Here is a 15571-nt window from a genome sequence, read left to right as displayed (position 1 = left end):
GGAACATGCTCAAGTCGTTTGCTACACAAATTCTCAGCGTAACACTTAGTGCTGTCATTGTTGTCCAGCCGGTAATGGCGCAGGTTGTTGTGGATAATCAGGCTGCAGCAAACAATCAGGCCTCCCTTGATGCGGCACGTAATGGTGTGCCGATTGTAAACATTGCCAATCCGAATGGCGCTGGCGTTTCGCATAACAAGTTTAAGGATTTCAACGTTGGCGTTGAAGGTCTTATCCTGAATAACAGCAGGAGTGTCGGACAATCCCAACTGGGTGGCGTGATCGCGGGGAATGCAAATCTGACGTCAGGTTCTGCGCGACTGATCCTGAACGAGGTCACGGGTGCAAGCCGGTCCAATCTGCTTGGCTATCAGGAGATTTTTGGACAAAGTGCTGAATATGTTCTGGCCAACCCCAATGGCATAACCTGTAACGGGTGCGGGTTCATCAATACTCCGCGGGCAACATTCAGCACAGGTCTTCCGCAGTTCGATAGCAGTGGTGACTTTCTGGGGGTGGATGTTGATACTGGCGATATTCTGATCGACGGGGCGGGTCTCAACGCCGCAAACGTTCCTTATTTCGACATCATCAGCCGTACCGCCAAAATCAATGCAGATCTGCATGCGAGAGATCTGTCCGTAATCACAGGACGGAATACGGTAAATTATGCTTCTCGTGAGGCCGTTGCGAAATCAGATATCCCTGAAAAGCCAAGTATTTCGATCGATTCAAGTTTACTTGGCGGCATGTATGCCAATCGTATTCGGCTGGTCGGTACGGAACAGGGCGTGGGGGTTAAGGTTGCGGGTGATCTTGCTGCGTCAAGCGGCGAATTGACGATATCCGCTGATGGCAAGATCAGCGTCAATAACTTGACTTCGGCACAAAATATCTCGGTCGCGTCCGCTGCGGAAAGCGTTACGGTAACAGGAACCGTTCAGGCATCGCAAACTACCCAGATCAAGGCCGATAACGCAATTGAAGTGCAGAGCGAAGCTTCTGTAAGTGGAGATCACTTGCAGATCGAAGCGGCGCGGCTTGAAAATCAGGGCAAGATCAAGGGCGGTCAGCAAACTAATATTGAGACCAGCCATATCGAAAATACCGGGACAATCATCGGAAATGGTGGTGTCTCTGTTGTTTCGGACACACTCAATAATCTTGGTTCCGGTCTTATCAAGTCTGATGCCGACATCATTATTCAAACTGATTTGACGAATGAGGGGGGGCTTGAAGCCGAGGGAAAACTCGATGTTGCCAGCACGAACAATCTTGTCGTTGGGGGGAGACTTGTTGGCGGTGGCGGGCTGCGGTTAAGTGCGGCAAATGATCTGACGGTCGATAGTGAAGAGGTTTACTCAGCCGGACTTGCGGAGCTGACTGTTGGTGGTCAGTTAATAAATAATGGCAAGCTTTCTATTGCCGGTGATCTTGGTGGAACAATTAAAACCCTGGTCAATAATGGCGAGATTCAGGTTTCTGAAAATCTGGCCCTGAGCGTCACCTCAGACTTCGAAAACCGAGATATCGTTTTTGCAGCAGGTGATTTGTCATTTTTGGTCGGTGACACGCTGTTTAATAACCAAGGAACCCTGATTGCCGGTGGCGATATCGAGCTGGTTGGCCTTGATGATGGAAACATGGCGTTGCTTGACAATGCCTCTGCCACGATTGAAAGCCTTGAAGGCGATATTCGGATCAAGACCGATGAGTTGCTTAATCGTAAAGTTGCTTTTTCAACATCGAGCCAGCGAACGTTTCAACAGCGTTATGCCGCCAATCAAACGACGCATCCGGGTTGTAATACAGTTCCTGGTGCTGGAATAAGCCCCGAAGGATGCGCCTATTTCCCTGGAAGCGGTGTTGCTCATGTCCCTCATCCGTGGAAAAGCAATTATACCAGCTACTACTCTACTGAAAGTAGTTCAAACGGTATTTTGGTAGAGGTTTATCAGGACGTTGTTAGTCAGGATTCTCCGGAGTCTGTTATTTCATCTGGCCGCGATCTATTCGTCACGGGCGGAACGATAAGCAACGACAAGAGCCAGATCCAAGCAGGTCGGGATATTGAGCTTACAGGCACGTCTCTTGCTAATGTTGGCGCGCAAATTACAAGAAGGCTTTACCATACAGCTTCGGCATCAAATGGCTTCACTAGATGCTATGGCGGTCCGTGCAAGTGGTTCGAGTTTACCAATGCGCGTAAACTTGTTGAATCAGACATCATCGACAGTCATGACGCTCAAATCGTTGCGGGCGGAACGTTCAGTGGCTCGTTTACCGGACAGGTAAATAACACCACAATCGTTCAGGGGGCGGTCAGCCTGCCATCGGACGGCATTTCCTATGTCGATGAATTGGTCAATTCAATACCCGACCCGGCAAATATTCCTGTTACGACTGTACCGAACGGTGGTGTTTATGTGCCCCCGACACCGGGTCTTTTTACAGAAGCGCCCGAAGACCGAAACTATGTGTATGAAACGCGATTTGAACATACCGATTTCGGTACGTTCTATGGGTCTGACTATTTCTTTGATCAGATTGGCTTTGACCAATCAGTCGTTGAGGATCTTCCAAAACGTCTTGGTGACGCGTTCTTCGACACACGCCTGGTCCGCGAGCAAGTTATTGCGCAAACCGGTCAGCGTTTCCTCAATAGTACAGAAAATGATGCCGCCCAAATGCGTCAACTTATCGAGGCCGCGGCAGCCCAGAAACAGGGGCTTGGCCTGAGCGTTGGCACGGCGCTGTCTGCCGATCAGATTGCGGCCCTGACCGAGAGCATCGTCTGGTATGTTGAAGAAGAGGTGAACGGACAGACAGTCCTTGTGCCCAAGCTTTATCTGGCGGGAGGCGACAAGGCAGATATAACAGCGGAAGGCGCACTTATTGCGGCCGCCGACGTCAATATTCTCGCTGATTCAATTGCCAATTCCGGGAAAATAACGGCGACCGATGACACGTCGCTTACTGCATTAGGATCGATCATCAATGCAGGCGGGACGATCAACGCAGGGAACGAACTGCGTCTTGTCGCGGCGACAGGTGATGTCGTCAATATGTCGGCCACTGATCGCCTAACCGGCAGCCTTGGATATCAGGACATGTTGCTGTCCAGAGGCAAGATCTCAGCGGGCAATTCACTGTCCATTGAGGCCGGCCGGGATATTCTGAACGAAGGAGCGGATATTTCCGCTGGTGGGGATGCTACCTTTGACGCGGGTGGGGATGTTGCCTTCACGGCGACCGAGATTTCGCGCAATGTTGACTATGAGGTTCCGGGTTTCAGCCTTGAGCAACGCAGCACGCATAATCAGGGCTCCAATGTTGATATTAGTGGAAACCTTGCAATCAAATCTGGCGATAACATTACGGTTGCCGGAAGCCAGATTTCAGCAGGCGGGAACCTTGATCTTGAAGCAGATGGCAACATACAGGTCGTTGCTCTTCAGGATTACGAATACCAGCACAGCGAACGACGCAAAAGTAGTTCCTTCAACTCCGGCACGCGCGAGGCCCTGACATCTGTCATCTCGTCCCTGCAGGCTGGTGGAGCTCTGAACGTCGTTTCAGAAAATGGCGATGTTCTGATCAAGGCATCAAAGCTGTCCAGTGGGGAGCAAACCACGCTTTCGGCAGAAGAAGGCCAGGTTGCGCTGCTCTCGAACACGGATTCCCTTTACGAACATAAAATCCGCGAATCATCAAACTTCGCATGGTTCAGTAATCGCGACACCGGTCATATCGATGAAACCGTTGTCATGACGGAAATCACCGCCGATGGCGGCTTGATCGTCAATGCTGGAAACGGCGTTGTGATTGAATATCGTGACACCGGAAATCTTGAGGAATCCGTCACAGCCCTTGCAGCAACGCCTGGCCTTGAATGGATGGGCGAGATGATGGCGCGTGATGACGCCACATGGCACGCGGTTCAAGAAGTTCATCGAAGCTGGGATTACAAGGCTGAAGGCCTGAGTGGTGCAGGTGCAGCAGTCATTGCGATTGCAGTTACAGCGATTAGCATGGGTACAGGCGCAGGAGCCGCCTTGGGCGCAATGGCAGCCCAGGGCATGGGTGCCGGGGCTGTTGCCTCCGGCGTTGTTACCGCCGCCGTCTCCGCGGGCTTTACAGCACTGGCTAGCACGGCGGCCATTTCAATGATTAACAACAAAGGCGATCTTGGTGCTGTTCTGAAAGAGCTTGGTTCCTCTGCCACCCTGCGCTCCCTTGCCACCAGCATGGTGACCGCGGGCGTTACAGCCGGAATTCTTGGCACGATCAACGCTGACGGCACAGTAATTGATATTGGAAAAACGGCTGAAATTAGCGACCAGATTGCCTATCAATCGATCCGGGCACTGACAAATACCGTCGCCAATGCTGCGATCAACGGTACGGATATTGGCGATACTTTAAAATCCAATCTGATCAGTGCGGTTGCCAGCATCGCTTCCGCCCAATTGGCAACCAAGATCGGCGATCTGGCAGGTGTCGATCAGTGGAACCTTGAAGACGGTGACATCCGTAAAGTCGTCATGCATGCGGTTGCCGGGTGTGGCGTTGGGCAGCTTTCAAGTCAGAGCTGTGCCGCGGGCGCGATTGGTGCCGGGTTGCAGGAGGTGCTGGGGGATAGTCTTCAAAACATCAGTGATGACATTGATACCCGTATTCAATTGGCCGGTTTGGCTGGTGCGATTGCGGTAGCCCTAACGGGTGGAGATGCCGATGCGGTAAATGCCGCAGCCTTCACGGCTCAACAGGCCGCAACCTATAACCGTCAGCTTCATACTGATGAAATCATAGCCATCCAACAGAAAGCCAAAGAGCTTGCCGGTCAAAACGGTATGACCGAAGCGCAATGGCTCGAAGTGCTCGGGACAGAAGCTTTGCGTCGTGTCGATGCTGACAAAAGCTACGAGCTTCCGGGATTGCCGTCGGATGCAGCAATTGCCCAGACCATTGCTGACGTCTTTGATGGAATGATTGCCCAGCACGGTGCATCGTTCGTCGATAATCTTGGTAATCAGATCAATTTTCTTCAGAAAGATGATCAATTCAACAACTCGGCACTATATGCCCGAGAAATCACCCAAAACCGTGACTTCTATGACACGGTTTTGGCGGACTATGCGCCGGCTGGCGCCGAAGCCCTAAAAGGTGTTTTGCGTCCATCGACGCTGGCGCTGGCCGATGCTCTTCAATACACCCAATATGAACTTATTGGTGGTGGTGGTGCGGTCATCCCGCGCGAGCAGGAAATTGCTCGTATTCTGGAACTGACGGCAACAACGCAGCAAGCCGGTACAGTTTATGCCGACATCCGCGACAACCTGTCTGATGTCGAAACCCAGCTTGCGGATCCGACCCTTACTGATGCGCAGCGCGACACCCTTATCATCCAACAAACCCAACTGCTCAAACTGCAGCTGGGCCTTGAATCAACATCAAACTCAATTGCATCGGGGATTAGTCGGATCGCCCTTTCGGGAGCAAATACGGGGCGGGCTAAATTCATTGTTGAGGGGGCGCAAGCTCTTAACCAGTTCCTCAGTGATGCAGTGACAGGGCCACTTCTTGGTGACGGCGCAGCGCAATTGCGCAACCAGGAACGTGTCGAAGGCTTCATTGAGTTGATGGCTAATCTAGATGAGCTGCCCGAAACCATCGCAAACGGCTTGCAGGAGAAGTTCCAGCAGGCCAATTCGCTCTACGCAGAGGGTGATGTTCGTGGTGGTTCTATAGCCTTTGGAGAGGCGCAGGCAGAGATTGCAAGTTACGCAAGTGGTGCGTTCGGCGCGACAGTTGGCCTTTCGGCAAAAACAGTACAAGCAATAGGAAAACTCGTCCAAAGCCCCGATCTTGCAATTTTGTTGAAGTCTGCAACGCCGAATATCAAGGGGGCATGGTCGAGATCGAACTCAGGTTCCATCGCTGACAACACATCAGGTGAAATTTTCGAAGTAAAATCAGACTTTGGAAACTTTATCATCACAGCAGATGTAGATGGAGAATTGTATGTGTTTGGCAAGAGTCCTATTGACGGAACATCATCAAGTACTCTTGATACAAAATGGAACGAGCAGCAGTTCTACGATCAATTAAAAGCCGCTGAGGAATTCAGTAAAAACGTTGAAGACCCAATTCTGAAAGGAAAATGGAATAAAATGGTTTATAATATTGCTCAAATATCTGATTTCATTAAGAACATGAATGAATAAAATGAAATTAATATCAAAATTAATAAAATCATTATCGTTTACTTTCAGGCTTAATAAGTCATGGGCGTATTTGTCGAAAGGGGACGTGTGTAGATCTGAGTTGGAAATAGATGAGTTGTTTTTGATTTACAGGAATCCCTTTCCTGAGCACCACATAATGAGAGGTTACATAAAGTACAAGGCCAAAAAATATAGTGAAGCAATTCAAGAATTTGAAATATCACTGGAAAAGCTTGAGCAGGTAGAAAAATTTAATCAAGACACAAAAAACTACTTAAAAGTTTTTTTGCGAGGGCCTATGGCATTTAGTATTGCTATGGCGCATGAGAAAAGTAGGCAGTTCAAAATTCTTTCCGAAGAAGAATTGCAAATTGATCTATCAAATGTCCCAAGTAGAATTAGAGAGCATTATCGAACGAAAGACTTGGAAAAAGCAAAAAAAGTTACCCTGATAGGGTGATAGTCAAAGATGAGAAATGAGAAAAAAAGGGTAGACGCGAACTTTCGAGAGAAGGGGGCAGATTTAATTTTTTAGCAGGTTATGTATATTAGCTGCAAATCAAGACAAGCCGGTTAGACATGTCCGCTGTCAGATGCCTCGCTTGCCCAATCTTACTCATTACCATCGTGCAGCGCATAAAAAGGGTTTCATCCCTTATTTCAATTAGTTCCATTTTTATACAAAAGTCGGGAATGTGCGGGATTTGCTGTGAGCCGCACATTCCCTGTGCCTGAGCCTGTCGGGTGGTGGCAAGTCAGGCAGGTGTTTGTTTTTGTCGCTTTGTTTGCGAGGCTTTAGGCCGATTTGCGCTGGTTGGCGGCGTCTTCGGCTTTGATCGCCTCGTCATGCATTAGCGACAGAATGGTGCGTTTGTAATCCATGAATTCCGGGCTGGTCAGCGCATCGATGTGGCGCGGGCGCGGAATGCTGATATCAAGCGATTGCTTGATCAGGCCGGGGCGCGCGGACATGACATGGACCTCGTCACCGAGGAAGATGGCCTCGTCAATGTCATGGGTGATGAACAAAACCGTCTTGCGGCGGCTTTGCCAGACATCAAGCAGGAGTTCCTGCATCATTTGACGGGTCTGGCTATCAAGCGCGCCAAACGGTTCATCCATCAACAGAATGCGCGGGTCGTTGGCCAATGCGCGGGCAAGGGCCACACGTTGGCGCATGCCGCCCGAAAGTTCCTTGGGATAGGATTTTTCAAACCCGTCAAGATGGACCGCCTTGATCAGATCATCGGCGATGTCTTCGCATTCCGATTTTGAAAGGCCCTTGAGCTTTGGGCCAAACATGACGTTTTCACGCACGGTCAACCAGGGAAACAGGGTGTAGCTTTGAAACACCATGCCGCGATCGGCCGACGGGCCGTTGATCGGTTGGCCATCGAGTTCAAGCCGCCCGGATGTCGGGGTTTCAAGCCCGGCGACAAGGCGCAGCAACGTGGATTTACCACAGCCCGACGGACCGACAATGACGGAAAAGGTATCGTTGGCAACATCAAGCGAGACGTCATCCAAGGCCAGAACCGGTGGTTTGCCCTTGGGTTCGAACCGTACCGTGATGTCACGAAGGGAAAGCATGCTCATGACTGTATCGCCCCTTAAAAATCGGCAGACCAGGGCAGCAAACGCCGGCGTGCCCATTTAAAGAAGAAGTCGGTGATCAGGCCCAAGATGCCGATGGTAAAGACACCAAGCAAAATCACATCGGTAAACAGCCCGCGCATGGCATTGAGGATCATATAGCCAAGGCCGGTATCGGCCGCGACCAGTTCGGCCACCACCAGATAGGTCCAGGCCCAGCCCATGGTGACGCGGAGGTTATCCATCACACCGGGCATGCAGGCAGGCACCAGCACACGGGTGACAACCCGCCTGCGATCAGCACCCAGCGTATAGGCGCAATCAATCAGATCCTTGGAAATCCGGGCCGAAACATCGGAAATCAGAATAAGCTGCTGGAAGAAGGTGCCGAGGAAAATCACCATGATTTTCTGTTCGATCCCGATGCCGATCCACAGGATCAAAAGCGGGATCAGGGCCGAAACCGGGATATAGCGCATGAAACCCGTAATCGGTTCAATCAGCGCCTGCACCGCCCGGAAACTGCCCATCAGAATGCCGATCGGCACGGCAAAGATGGAAGCGAGGATAAAGCCCGACAGGATAACAACAAGGCTTGCCCACATATGTTCAAACAAAGACATATTGGCCATGCGCTTGATGCCAGCGGCCACCACTTCATGCGGGGCGGCAAGGAAGTCCCGGGGCGTGATCCCGCCATAGGTGAGCAAGCACCACAGGGCCAGGATAACAGCAACCGAAATCAGCGACAGGGTGACATAGGTTCCCTTGTCGATATCGGTCTTGGGCGAGAAGAGGGATCTGGTCCACATGATGCTTGCTCTTTTAAGTCTTGAACGTGGTGACGTTTGTTATTTCACGATGTCCGCAGCCAGCAGGCTTTTGGGATCAGCTTCGAGCGTGATCAGGCCGCTTTCCTTGCCAAGGGTCATGGCATTGGCAATGGTGCCGACAATGCCGTCTTCGTTGGCCGGATCCATGAAGGTCTTGTTCATTGCGTCATCATAAAACGCAATGCCCGCACGGGTTTCAGCAAAGACCGCCGGATCTTCAAGCCAGCCGCCCACACCCTTTGCCATGATCACGTCGGCGGCTTCCTCGTTGGCTTTCTGCCAGGCGATGGCCTTGGCCCAGGCACGATAAAGCGCTTCCATTTCCGGGCGGCGGGCTTCAAGGGTTTCCTCGGTCGTCACCGCGATATCGGTGATCAGGCCCGGTGCCTTGGAACTATCGATCAGAAGGTGACCATGTTCGGTGTCCTTGCCACGCGTCAGCCACGGCTCCCACGTAACAGCGGCGTCAACGCGCTTTGCGACAAAGGCCGCACCGGCATCACCGGCCGACATGTTCATCGAATTGACGTCAGAAAGGCTCATGCCGGCTTCCTTGAGAAGGACGCTCAGGAAGAACTGCGAAACAGACCCCTCGGTATAGGCGACGTTTTTGCCCTTGAGGTCCTCGATGGTTTTGATGTCGGCATTGGCAACAATGCCATCACCGCCGCGTGAATCATCAAGTGCAAACAGATAGGTCAGGGGATGGTCGTCGGTGTAAAAACCAAGCACGGTATCAATCGTGGTGACGGCGACATCAATCCGGCCAGCAGCAAGGGCCGGCATGCGGGTTTTGACGTCTTCCATCACGACGAGTTTGACATCAAGGCCTTCTTCTTCAAAGAAGCCCTCGTCCTGCGCGATATAAAGCGGGCCATAGCCCACCCAGGTCGAGTGGGCTATGGTCAGTTCCTCGGCCGAGGCGGCGGTGGAAAGCGAGAAGGCGGTTGCGAGGGCCGCACCCGACAGGCAGATTTTCGAAAGAATGCGTTTCATGGATGGTGTCTCCGGTGTGAGATGCTCTCTGATTTAGACTTTGGTTTCTTTGATTTGGCCTTAGCCCGATTTTCGGTTCGGGTTTCTGGTGGCGTTTGACCCGGCCAGCACGCACAGCAATTCATACATCAGCGAAATGCCAAGCCAGGCTGTTCCTCCCGAGGGATCGAAGGGGGGCGAGACCTCGACAAGGTCTGCACCCACAAGGTTTAGACCGGCCAACAGCCGGATCATTTTTTGCGCCTCGCGGCTGGTGAAGCCGCCGATTTCCGGCGTGCCGGTGCCCGGTGCAAAGGCCGGGTCGACAGAATCAATGTCAAAGCTGACATAGGTCTTATCGTGGCCGACAATGTCGCGCGCCTCGGCCATGACATCGTCGATGCCGCGATCAATGACTTCTTCCATGCGGATGATGCGAACGCCTTGGGCCAGGCCCCATTCAACATCTTCGCCGTCATACATCGTGCCGCGAATGCCGATCTGAACCACGCGCTTGGGATCAAGGTAACCGTCCTCGATCGCGCGGCGGAACGGCGTGCCGTGGGTATATTTGAAGCCGTTGAAATAGCTGTCAAAAAGATCGGTATGAGCATCGAAATGCACCATGCCAAGCGGCCCATCAGATGCCAGTGCCTTCAGGATCGGATAGGACAGCAGATGATCACCACCGGCACTGAGTGGCGTGATGCCCTTTGATTTCAGCTTGGCGATAAAGCCCGTCACACTTTCCAGCGTATCCATGATGTCAGCCGGATTGACCGGCGCGTCGCCCAGATCGGCGATGTTGCGGTCTTCAAACGGGTTCTGGCTGGTGACCGGATGTTTGGGGCGGATCATGGTCGATAGATCGCGCAACTGGCGCGGGCCGTGGCGTGCACCCGGACGGTTGGTGGTGCCGCCATCCCATGGTACGCCGACCATGGCGATATCGACCTCGCTTAAGACCGGGTCATCAATCGACAAATGCGGCGCGCGCATGAAGCTTGCCACCCCGGCATAACGCGGCAGGGTCATCGCCGAGGGCGGAACAAACGAAATGGCGGACGCAGTATCGGTTTTGTCAGCAGTGTTGGGCATGAAGGCAGGTCCTAGCGCGGTGGCGATGGTGGCGATGGTGGCGGCATGCCGTTGCGGTCGGGCGGGGTGAGCGCGGACACGGCAATTATCTCAAAAGCTTGGACGAAGATTGCCACGCGGGGACGTGTTCAATAATATGAAACTTTCAAACTAAACGTCTGATTTTTTCAACGTAATGCTTTCACGAAGGTCAAGCGCCGATGTCAGTAACACTTCCGCCGCTCAGTGATGTCGATTTCCGCCAATTGCGGATTTTCAGGACCATCGTCGAAAGCAACGGTTTCACCGCCGCCCAGGACGAGCTGGGCATTTCAAGATCGACCATCAGCACCCAGATGTCCGCCCTTGAAACCCGTTTGGGGGTCAAGCTTTGTCGGCGCGGTCGGTCGGGCTTTTCGCTGACCGAACATGGGCAAAAGATCTATAGTGAGGTGATCAAGCTGTTTGCTGCGGCCGACTCATTTCGGGCCGAGGTCGGGGCCATTCGCGGCAATATGGTCGGCGAGCTTCGTATTGGTGTTGTCGATGCCATGGTCGAAAACCCCAATTGCAAGCTCGATCGGGCGATTGCGCTGTTTCATGAACGCGCGCCGGGCGTGCATCCGACCTTTGTTGTCGTATCCCCCAACCAGATTGAAAACGCGTTGCTTAGTCGGCAGATGGAAATCGCCGTCATGCCCAACCAGCCGATGAATGCGGCGGTGCAGATGCAGCAGCTTTTTCACGAAGAACAGACGATGTATTGCGGCAAGGAGCATCCGCTGTTTGAAAAGGCCCATGAAAAAATGCCAATCGAACAACTGGCCGAACAGAAATATGCACGGCGCGGCTATTCGGTGGCGCTGGCGTTTCAGTCGTTGTTCAAACATCCGCCCAGTGCGACGGCCTATGACATGGAAGGCTTGGCCTATCTGATCCGAAGCGGCAAGTTCGTCAGCTTCCTGCCAACCCACTTTGCGCGGCAATGGGTGGAGCGCGGCGAAATGCGCGCCCTTCGTCCCGATCTGCTCAGCTTCAAGATCGGCATGTGTGTCGCCAATTTCCCGCAATCGGTGATGTCACGCATGGCGCGCGTGTTCCGCGAATGCCTGATCGAGGTCCATCCGACGGTGACCGCAATCAAAACCGTGCCGCCGACGCTGGACAAGAAATGAGTTAGAGCCGGAAGCGGTTGCGCAGACCCAAGCCGATCAGGAACAGGAAGATGAAGCTTAGGATACCTTGTCCGATCATTATAGCGTCGACAAGTAAGTTTGGGGCGTCGCTATAAAGCACTTTTATCGCGTCGTCTCGCAGGCTGCGAGACTGTGGTAGAAATGGGAGGCTGTTGCTAGCTGCTAAGGTGATTGCATGGCCCCAACTCTTTTCCAAAGTGAGTGATAATTCGCTTGCAAACGTTTTGTATAGACAGATGCTCGCAAGTGTCAGCAGTATGAGGGCGACAAAGGGTCTAAGGATATTCTGCCCATAGTTGCTAGAAGCGCTAAAGATCGCATCCAAAAATGAACCAAGAAATGATGTTTCTTGCCACCTCCTAGCCCTATTTTCGTCTGCTGAAAATCTTAATGCGGTCTGATGGTCTTTGTTGGTTTCAGCAATTTCTTTTAAGCGTCGCAGCCGAACTGAATCCTCCGGATCAACTGCTACCTTGTATATATGTCTAAGCCAATTATGAAACGGAGATTTGCGACGTAACATCACTTTTAGTTCGCTGAGTTCAACTTGATTTGAAGATCTCGTTGCTAGAAGATCTGGCACACTTTTCAAATTTCCTTTTAAGAAAAGCGGTCCTTCGAATGATGAGCCTAACAAATCTAATAGTTCTAATTTAGAAGAGGATTCGGAAAGGTCAAAAAGTCCTAGTCGTTTGACATGAAGTCCTTGAGCATTAATTTCCTTTAATTCAATTGACGCGGGCCGAAAGAAAAGCTCTCCAATTTTTGCCAGGCTCATTTCGAGCTCATCACCTGAAAAAAATGTATCCTCAAAATAAAGTCCGCCAATACCAAAGTCTGTTCTGGCGAACGAGGAGCTGGCCAGAAACCTAGTTTTCGTAAAGAACAGGTCTCCGCTATTAAGTTTTGCGAAAGAGAAATCTACTTCCGTTCCACCAAAAGTAGCTTCTGAGAAGTCAACATCACCATCGCCAAACTCGGCTCGAACGAAAGAGGTCCCTCCAGTTCCGAAATCATATCCGGAAAAAGAAAGGTCTCCATCATTGTCTCGTTCATGGCTAAAATTGGTGTTTCCAAAATTGATATATGCGCCGGAGTTCTTCGCAATCCACTCGTTCCATGCCGCTCTGCCTTTCCGCCAAAGTTGAAGAGCGTCGTCTCCTTTAAGGGTGAGGGATTGATCCGTTTGGCTCTTGTTGCTCATTGGTATGACTCGCCCAGCTTCCAATTTTGCGCGCAAATTTTGAATATTATACTCTTAAAAGTAGCATTTGGCGATGTAAAAGCCTATTAGCCTTTTGCTCGTCTGCTGATTGGGCGTTATGGTTTGTCGGGGCAGGGGAGTTAACCGGAACGGACGATCAAGACCATGCTGTCATCGCTGAATATCCGTCATATGCGTGTGTTTGTCGCAGTTGCTGATCAGGGGAATTTTACGGCTGCGGCCGGGGTTTTGGGCCTTGGGGTGCCTGCGGTTACCGCCACCATTCGCCAGTTCGAGGATGTGACGGGGGCCGCCCTTTTTGATCGGACGACACGGCAGGTGGCGCTGACCCAGACCGGGGAGCGGTTCCTGCCGATTGCCAGGCGATTGCTGGCCGATTTTGAAGAGGCGCTTGGTGACCTGGATGCACTGTCCAAAGGTGTTGGCGGCAAGATTACGATTGCGGCCGCGCCATCTGTTTTGACGCGTATTTTGCCCACGGTGATTTCCGAATTTGTTGCCGCCCATCCTGATGCGCGCATTCGTTTGGATGAACGCAATGCCGGTGAGGTGCATGAGGCGGTGGCAAATAATGCCGCCGATTTCGGCATTGCCGGGGAATGGCAGGCACTTCCCGATATTGCCTTTCGCCCGTTATTTTCCGACCGGTTTGGCGTGCTGTGCCGGGCCGATCATGCCTTTGCCCGAAAGTCGGTTTTGCGCTGGTCGGATTTGACCGGCGAGAAGCTTGTCGGGTTGGGCCCGGAATCCGGGACCGGTGCGCTGATGGCGCAGCCCGGTGTCACCAGCGATCTGTCATCTGACACCATGCCGGTCCTGAGCCCTGCTATACGCGATGCGGTGGCGGCGGGCATTCCGGCGGCGAAGACGGTTCTGGCCCGCGCGCAAAAGGCGATGCGGGCCGAGGAAAAGGTGCTGCGATCACTCGATCCGAACGCCAGCAATGCAGAGGAAGGCAGCGATATCGCGCTGGGCGCAACCGGCCCGATCCTGCCGCGTCCGATTGTTGAGACATCGAACACCATCACGCTGGCGGCCATGGTCGCCGAAGGGGTGGGGATCACGGTCCTGCCGGAACTGGCAGCAAAGGTGTCGGATATGGCAGCACCGGAAAAGCTGGTGTTTGTGCCACTGACCACCCCGGAACGCCATCGCCATATCGGCGTGATCACGCGCAAAAGCAAAAGCCTGTCGCCGATTGCGCGATTGTTCCTTGATCAGGTGATCGCACTCGCCCCCAAGCAGGACCTTCCGGCCAGTTTGACGTGGTATTGAGCCGGGGTCGTTTTCGGCCATTTGATATCATTGCTGGCAGATGATGCGGTTTGCGACATATCATAACCAGTGATCCGAACATTATGACCCAGGTGCAGGAGATGGCATGAGCGAGCGTGCGAAGCAATCGACGGCGACCAACCGCAAACAGATCAACCTTGCCCTGCAGGGCGGGGGATCGCACGGGGCGTTTACCTGGGGCGTTCTGGACCGGTTGCTTGAAGATGAAGAGATCGAGCTTGAGGCGATTTCGGGCACATCGGCGGGGGCGATGAATGCCGCCGTGGTGACGTCGGGCTTTTGCAAGGGAAAATATGACGGCGCGCGCGAGGATCTTGAGCGGTTCTGGTCAGCGGTATCGGAGGCTGCGCGGTTCAGCCCGCTGCAACGTTCCCCGATGGATGTTTTGTTTGGCAACTGGTCGCTTGGCAATTCGCCGATGTATCAGTGGCTGGATATGAGTGCGAAACTGTTTTCGCCTTATGACCTTAATCCGGCGGGGGATAATCCGCTGGCGGCTCTTTTGGCCGATGTGGTCGATTTTGAGTTGCTAAACAAAAGCCCGACCAAGCTTTTCATCACCGCGACCAATGTCGAAACCGGGCAGGCACGGGTGTTTCGCAACCCCGATATCAGCCTTGATGTTTTGCTGGCCTCTGCCTGTTTGCCCAATATCTACAAGACTGTCGAGATTGATGGCGTGCCCTATTGGGACGGGGGATATTCCGGTAATCCCAGCCTTGGCCCCTTGGTGCGGGAATGTTCGGCCAATGACACGGTTCTGGTGCAGATCAATCCGGTCAAACGGCCGGGAATCCCGAAAACCTCGCACGAGATTTCAAGCCGTTTGAACGAGATTTCGTTTAACAGCAGCCTAGTCAAGGAACTGCGTATGATGTCGGTGATCCGCAAGGACATGCCGCCCCATCAATGCGAAGCCAGCAGTTGGGGCACCATGCGCATGCATCTGATTGCAAGTGACGTGATGCTTGAACTTGATCATACATCCAAGATGAATGCTGAATGGGATTTCATGACCATGCTGCGCGACAAGGGGCGTGAGGCAGCGGGCGTGTTTCTTGAAAAACATCGCGGCGATATCGGCAAAAGCCCGACGCTTGATCTTGAACAGTTTGCGCCGGATTACGTCTAGGGCGTTGTCGTCGGCCC

General features: G+C 52.7%; 10 protein-coding genes. 5 read left to right on the top strand and 5 right to left on the bottom strand.

Annotated features, from left to right (window positions below; all coding sequences use genetic code 11):
- Nucleotides 1–5 precede the first annotated feature (5 nt).
- Nucleotides 6–6227: a DUF637 domain-containing protein gene (locus IT893_RS10910; protein WP_197145184.1), complete on the top strand. Its 6222-nt coding sequence runs from the start codon at nt 6–8 to the stop codon at nt 6225–6227.
- Nucleotides 6220–6687, top strand: coding sequence for a hypothetical protein (locus IT893_RS10905; RefSeq protein WP_197145183.1), 468 nt, complete (start codon nt 6220–6222; stop codon nt 6685–6687). The genes IT893_RS10910 and IT893_RS10905 overlap by 8 nt, the downstream gene beginning before the upstream one ends.
- Nucleotides 6688–7022: 335 nt before the next feature.
- Here the strand turns inward: IT893_RS10905 and IT893_RS10900 are convergent, their stop codons facing one another.
- From IT893_RS10900 to speB, 4 genes are read right to left on the bottom strand one after another with little or no spacing between them, the layout of a single operon-like run.
- Nucleotides 7023–7823, bottom strand: coding sequence for an ABC transporter ATP-binding protein (locus IT893_RS10900; RefSeq protein WP_197145182.1), 801 nt, complete (start codon nt 7821–7823; stop codon nt 7023–7025).
- Between the two features lie 14 nt (nt 7824–7837).
- Nucleotides 7838–8632, bottom strand: coding sequence for an ABC transporter permease (locus IT893_RS10895; RefSeq protein WP_064780686.1), 795 nt, complete (start codon nt 8630–8632; stop codon nt 7838–7840).
- Between the two features lie 39 nt (nt 8633–8671).
- On the bottom strand, nt 8672–9649 hold the full coding sequence (locus IT893_RS10890; protein ID WP_008891428.1) for an ABC transporter substrate-binding protein: 978 nt from the start codon (nt 9647–9649) through the stop codon (nt 8672–8674).
- Nucleotides 9650–9709: 60 nt separating this feature from the next.
- Nucleotides 9710–10726, bottom strand: coding sequence for an agmatinase (gene speB / locus IT893_RS10885; protein ID WP_197145181.1), 1017 nt, complete (start codon nt 10724–10726; stop codon nt 9710–9712).
- Nucleotides 10727–10926: 200 nt separating this feature from the next.
- On the opposite strand from speB, the gene IT893_RS10880 reads away from it, so the two are divergent.
- Nucleotides 10927–11880 (top strand): LysR family transcriptional regulator, encoded by a 954-nt coding sequence (locus IT893_RS10880; RefSeq protein WP_197145180.1) that lies wholly within the window; start codon nt 10927–10929, stop codon nt 11878–11880.
- Nucleotide 11881: 1 nt separating this feature from the next.
- On the opposite strand, the gene IT893_RS10875 is transcribed toward IT893_RS10880, so the two are convergent.
- Nucleotides 11882–13105 (bottom strand): hypothetical protein, encoded by a 1224-nt coding sequence (locus IT893_RS10875; RefSeq protein ID WP_197145179.1) that lies wholly within the window; start codon nt 13103–13105, stop codon nt 11882–11884.
- A gap of 165 nt (nt 13106–13270) precedes the next feature.
- Here IT893_RS10875 and IT893_RS10870 point away from each other — a divergent pair, with 165 nt between their 5' ends.
- Both IT893_RS10870 and IT893_RS10865 read left to right on the top strand, forming a co-directional pair.
- Entirely contained in the window at nt 13271–14401 is a 1131-nt protein-coding gene (locus IT893_RS10870) for a LysR family transcriptional regulator (protein WP_197145178.1), read from the top strand.
- A 106-nt stretch (nt 14402–14507) separates the two neighbouring features.
- Nucleotides 14508–15554: a patatin-like phospholipase family protein gene (locus tag IT893_RS10865; protein ID WP_197145177.1), complete on the top strand. Its 1047-nt coding sequence runs from the start codon at nt 14508–14510 to the stop codon at nt 15552–15554.
- Nucleotides 15555–15571: the final 17 nt, after the last annotated feature.

This window comes from Thalassospira sp. A40-3 (assembly GCF_015871485.1).
In the GTDB taxonomy this organism is placed as follows: domain Bacteria; phylum Pseudomonadota; class Alphaproteobacteria; order Rhodospirillales; family Thalassospiraceae; genus Thalassospira; species Thalassospira tepidiphila.
The sequence above is the reverse complement of the archived record's forward strand: the minus strand, read 5'-3'. Positions and strand labels throughout refer to the sequence as shown.

Coding starts and splice junctions, on each gene's coding strand:
- IT893_RS10910 (WP_197145184.1), top strand. CDS start 6: ATGCTCAAGTCGTTTGCTACACAAATTCTCAGCGTAACACTTAGTGCT.
- IT893_RS10905 (WP_197145183.1), top strand. CDS start 6,220: ATGAATAAAATGAAATTAATATCAAAATTAATAAAATCATTATCGTTT.
- IT893_RS10900 (WP_197145182.1), bottom strand. CDS start 7,823: ATGAGCATGCTTTCCCTTCGTGACATCACGGTACGGTTCGAACCCAAG.
- IT893_RS10895 (WP_064780686.1), bottom strand. CDS start 8,632: ATGTGGACCAGATCCCTCTTCTCGCCCAAGACCGATATCGACAAGGGA.
- IT893_RS10890 (WP_008891428.1), bottom strand. CDS start 9,649: ATGAAACGCATTCTTTCGAAAATCTGCCTGTCGGGTGCGGCCCTCGCA.
- speB (WP_197145181.1), bottom strand. CDS start 10,726: ATGCCCAACACTGCTGACAAAACCGATACTGCGTCCGCCATTTCGTTT.
- IT893_RS10880 (WP_197145180.1), top strand. CDS start 10,927: ATGTCAGTAACACTTCCGCCGCTCAGTGATGTCGATTTCCGCCAATTG.
- IT893_RS10875 (WP_197145179.1), bottom strand. CDS start 13,105: ATGAGCAACAAGAGCCAAACGGATCAATCCCTCACCCTTAAAGGAGAC.
- IT893_RS10870 (WP_197145178.1), top strand. CDS start 13,271: ATGCTGTCATCGCTGAATATCCGTCATATGCGTGTGTTTGTCGCAGTT.
- IT893_RS10865 (WP_197145177.1), top strand. CDS start 14,508: ATGAGCGAGCGTGCGAAGCAATCGACGGCGACCAACCGCAAACAGATC.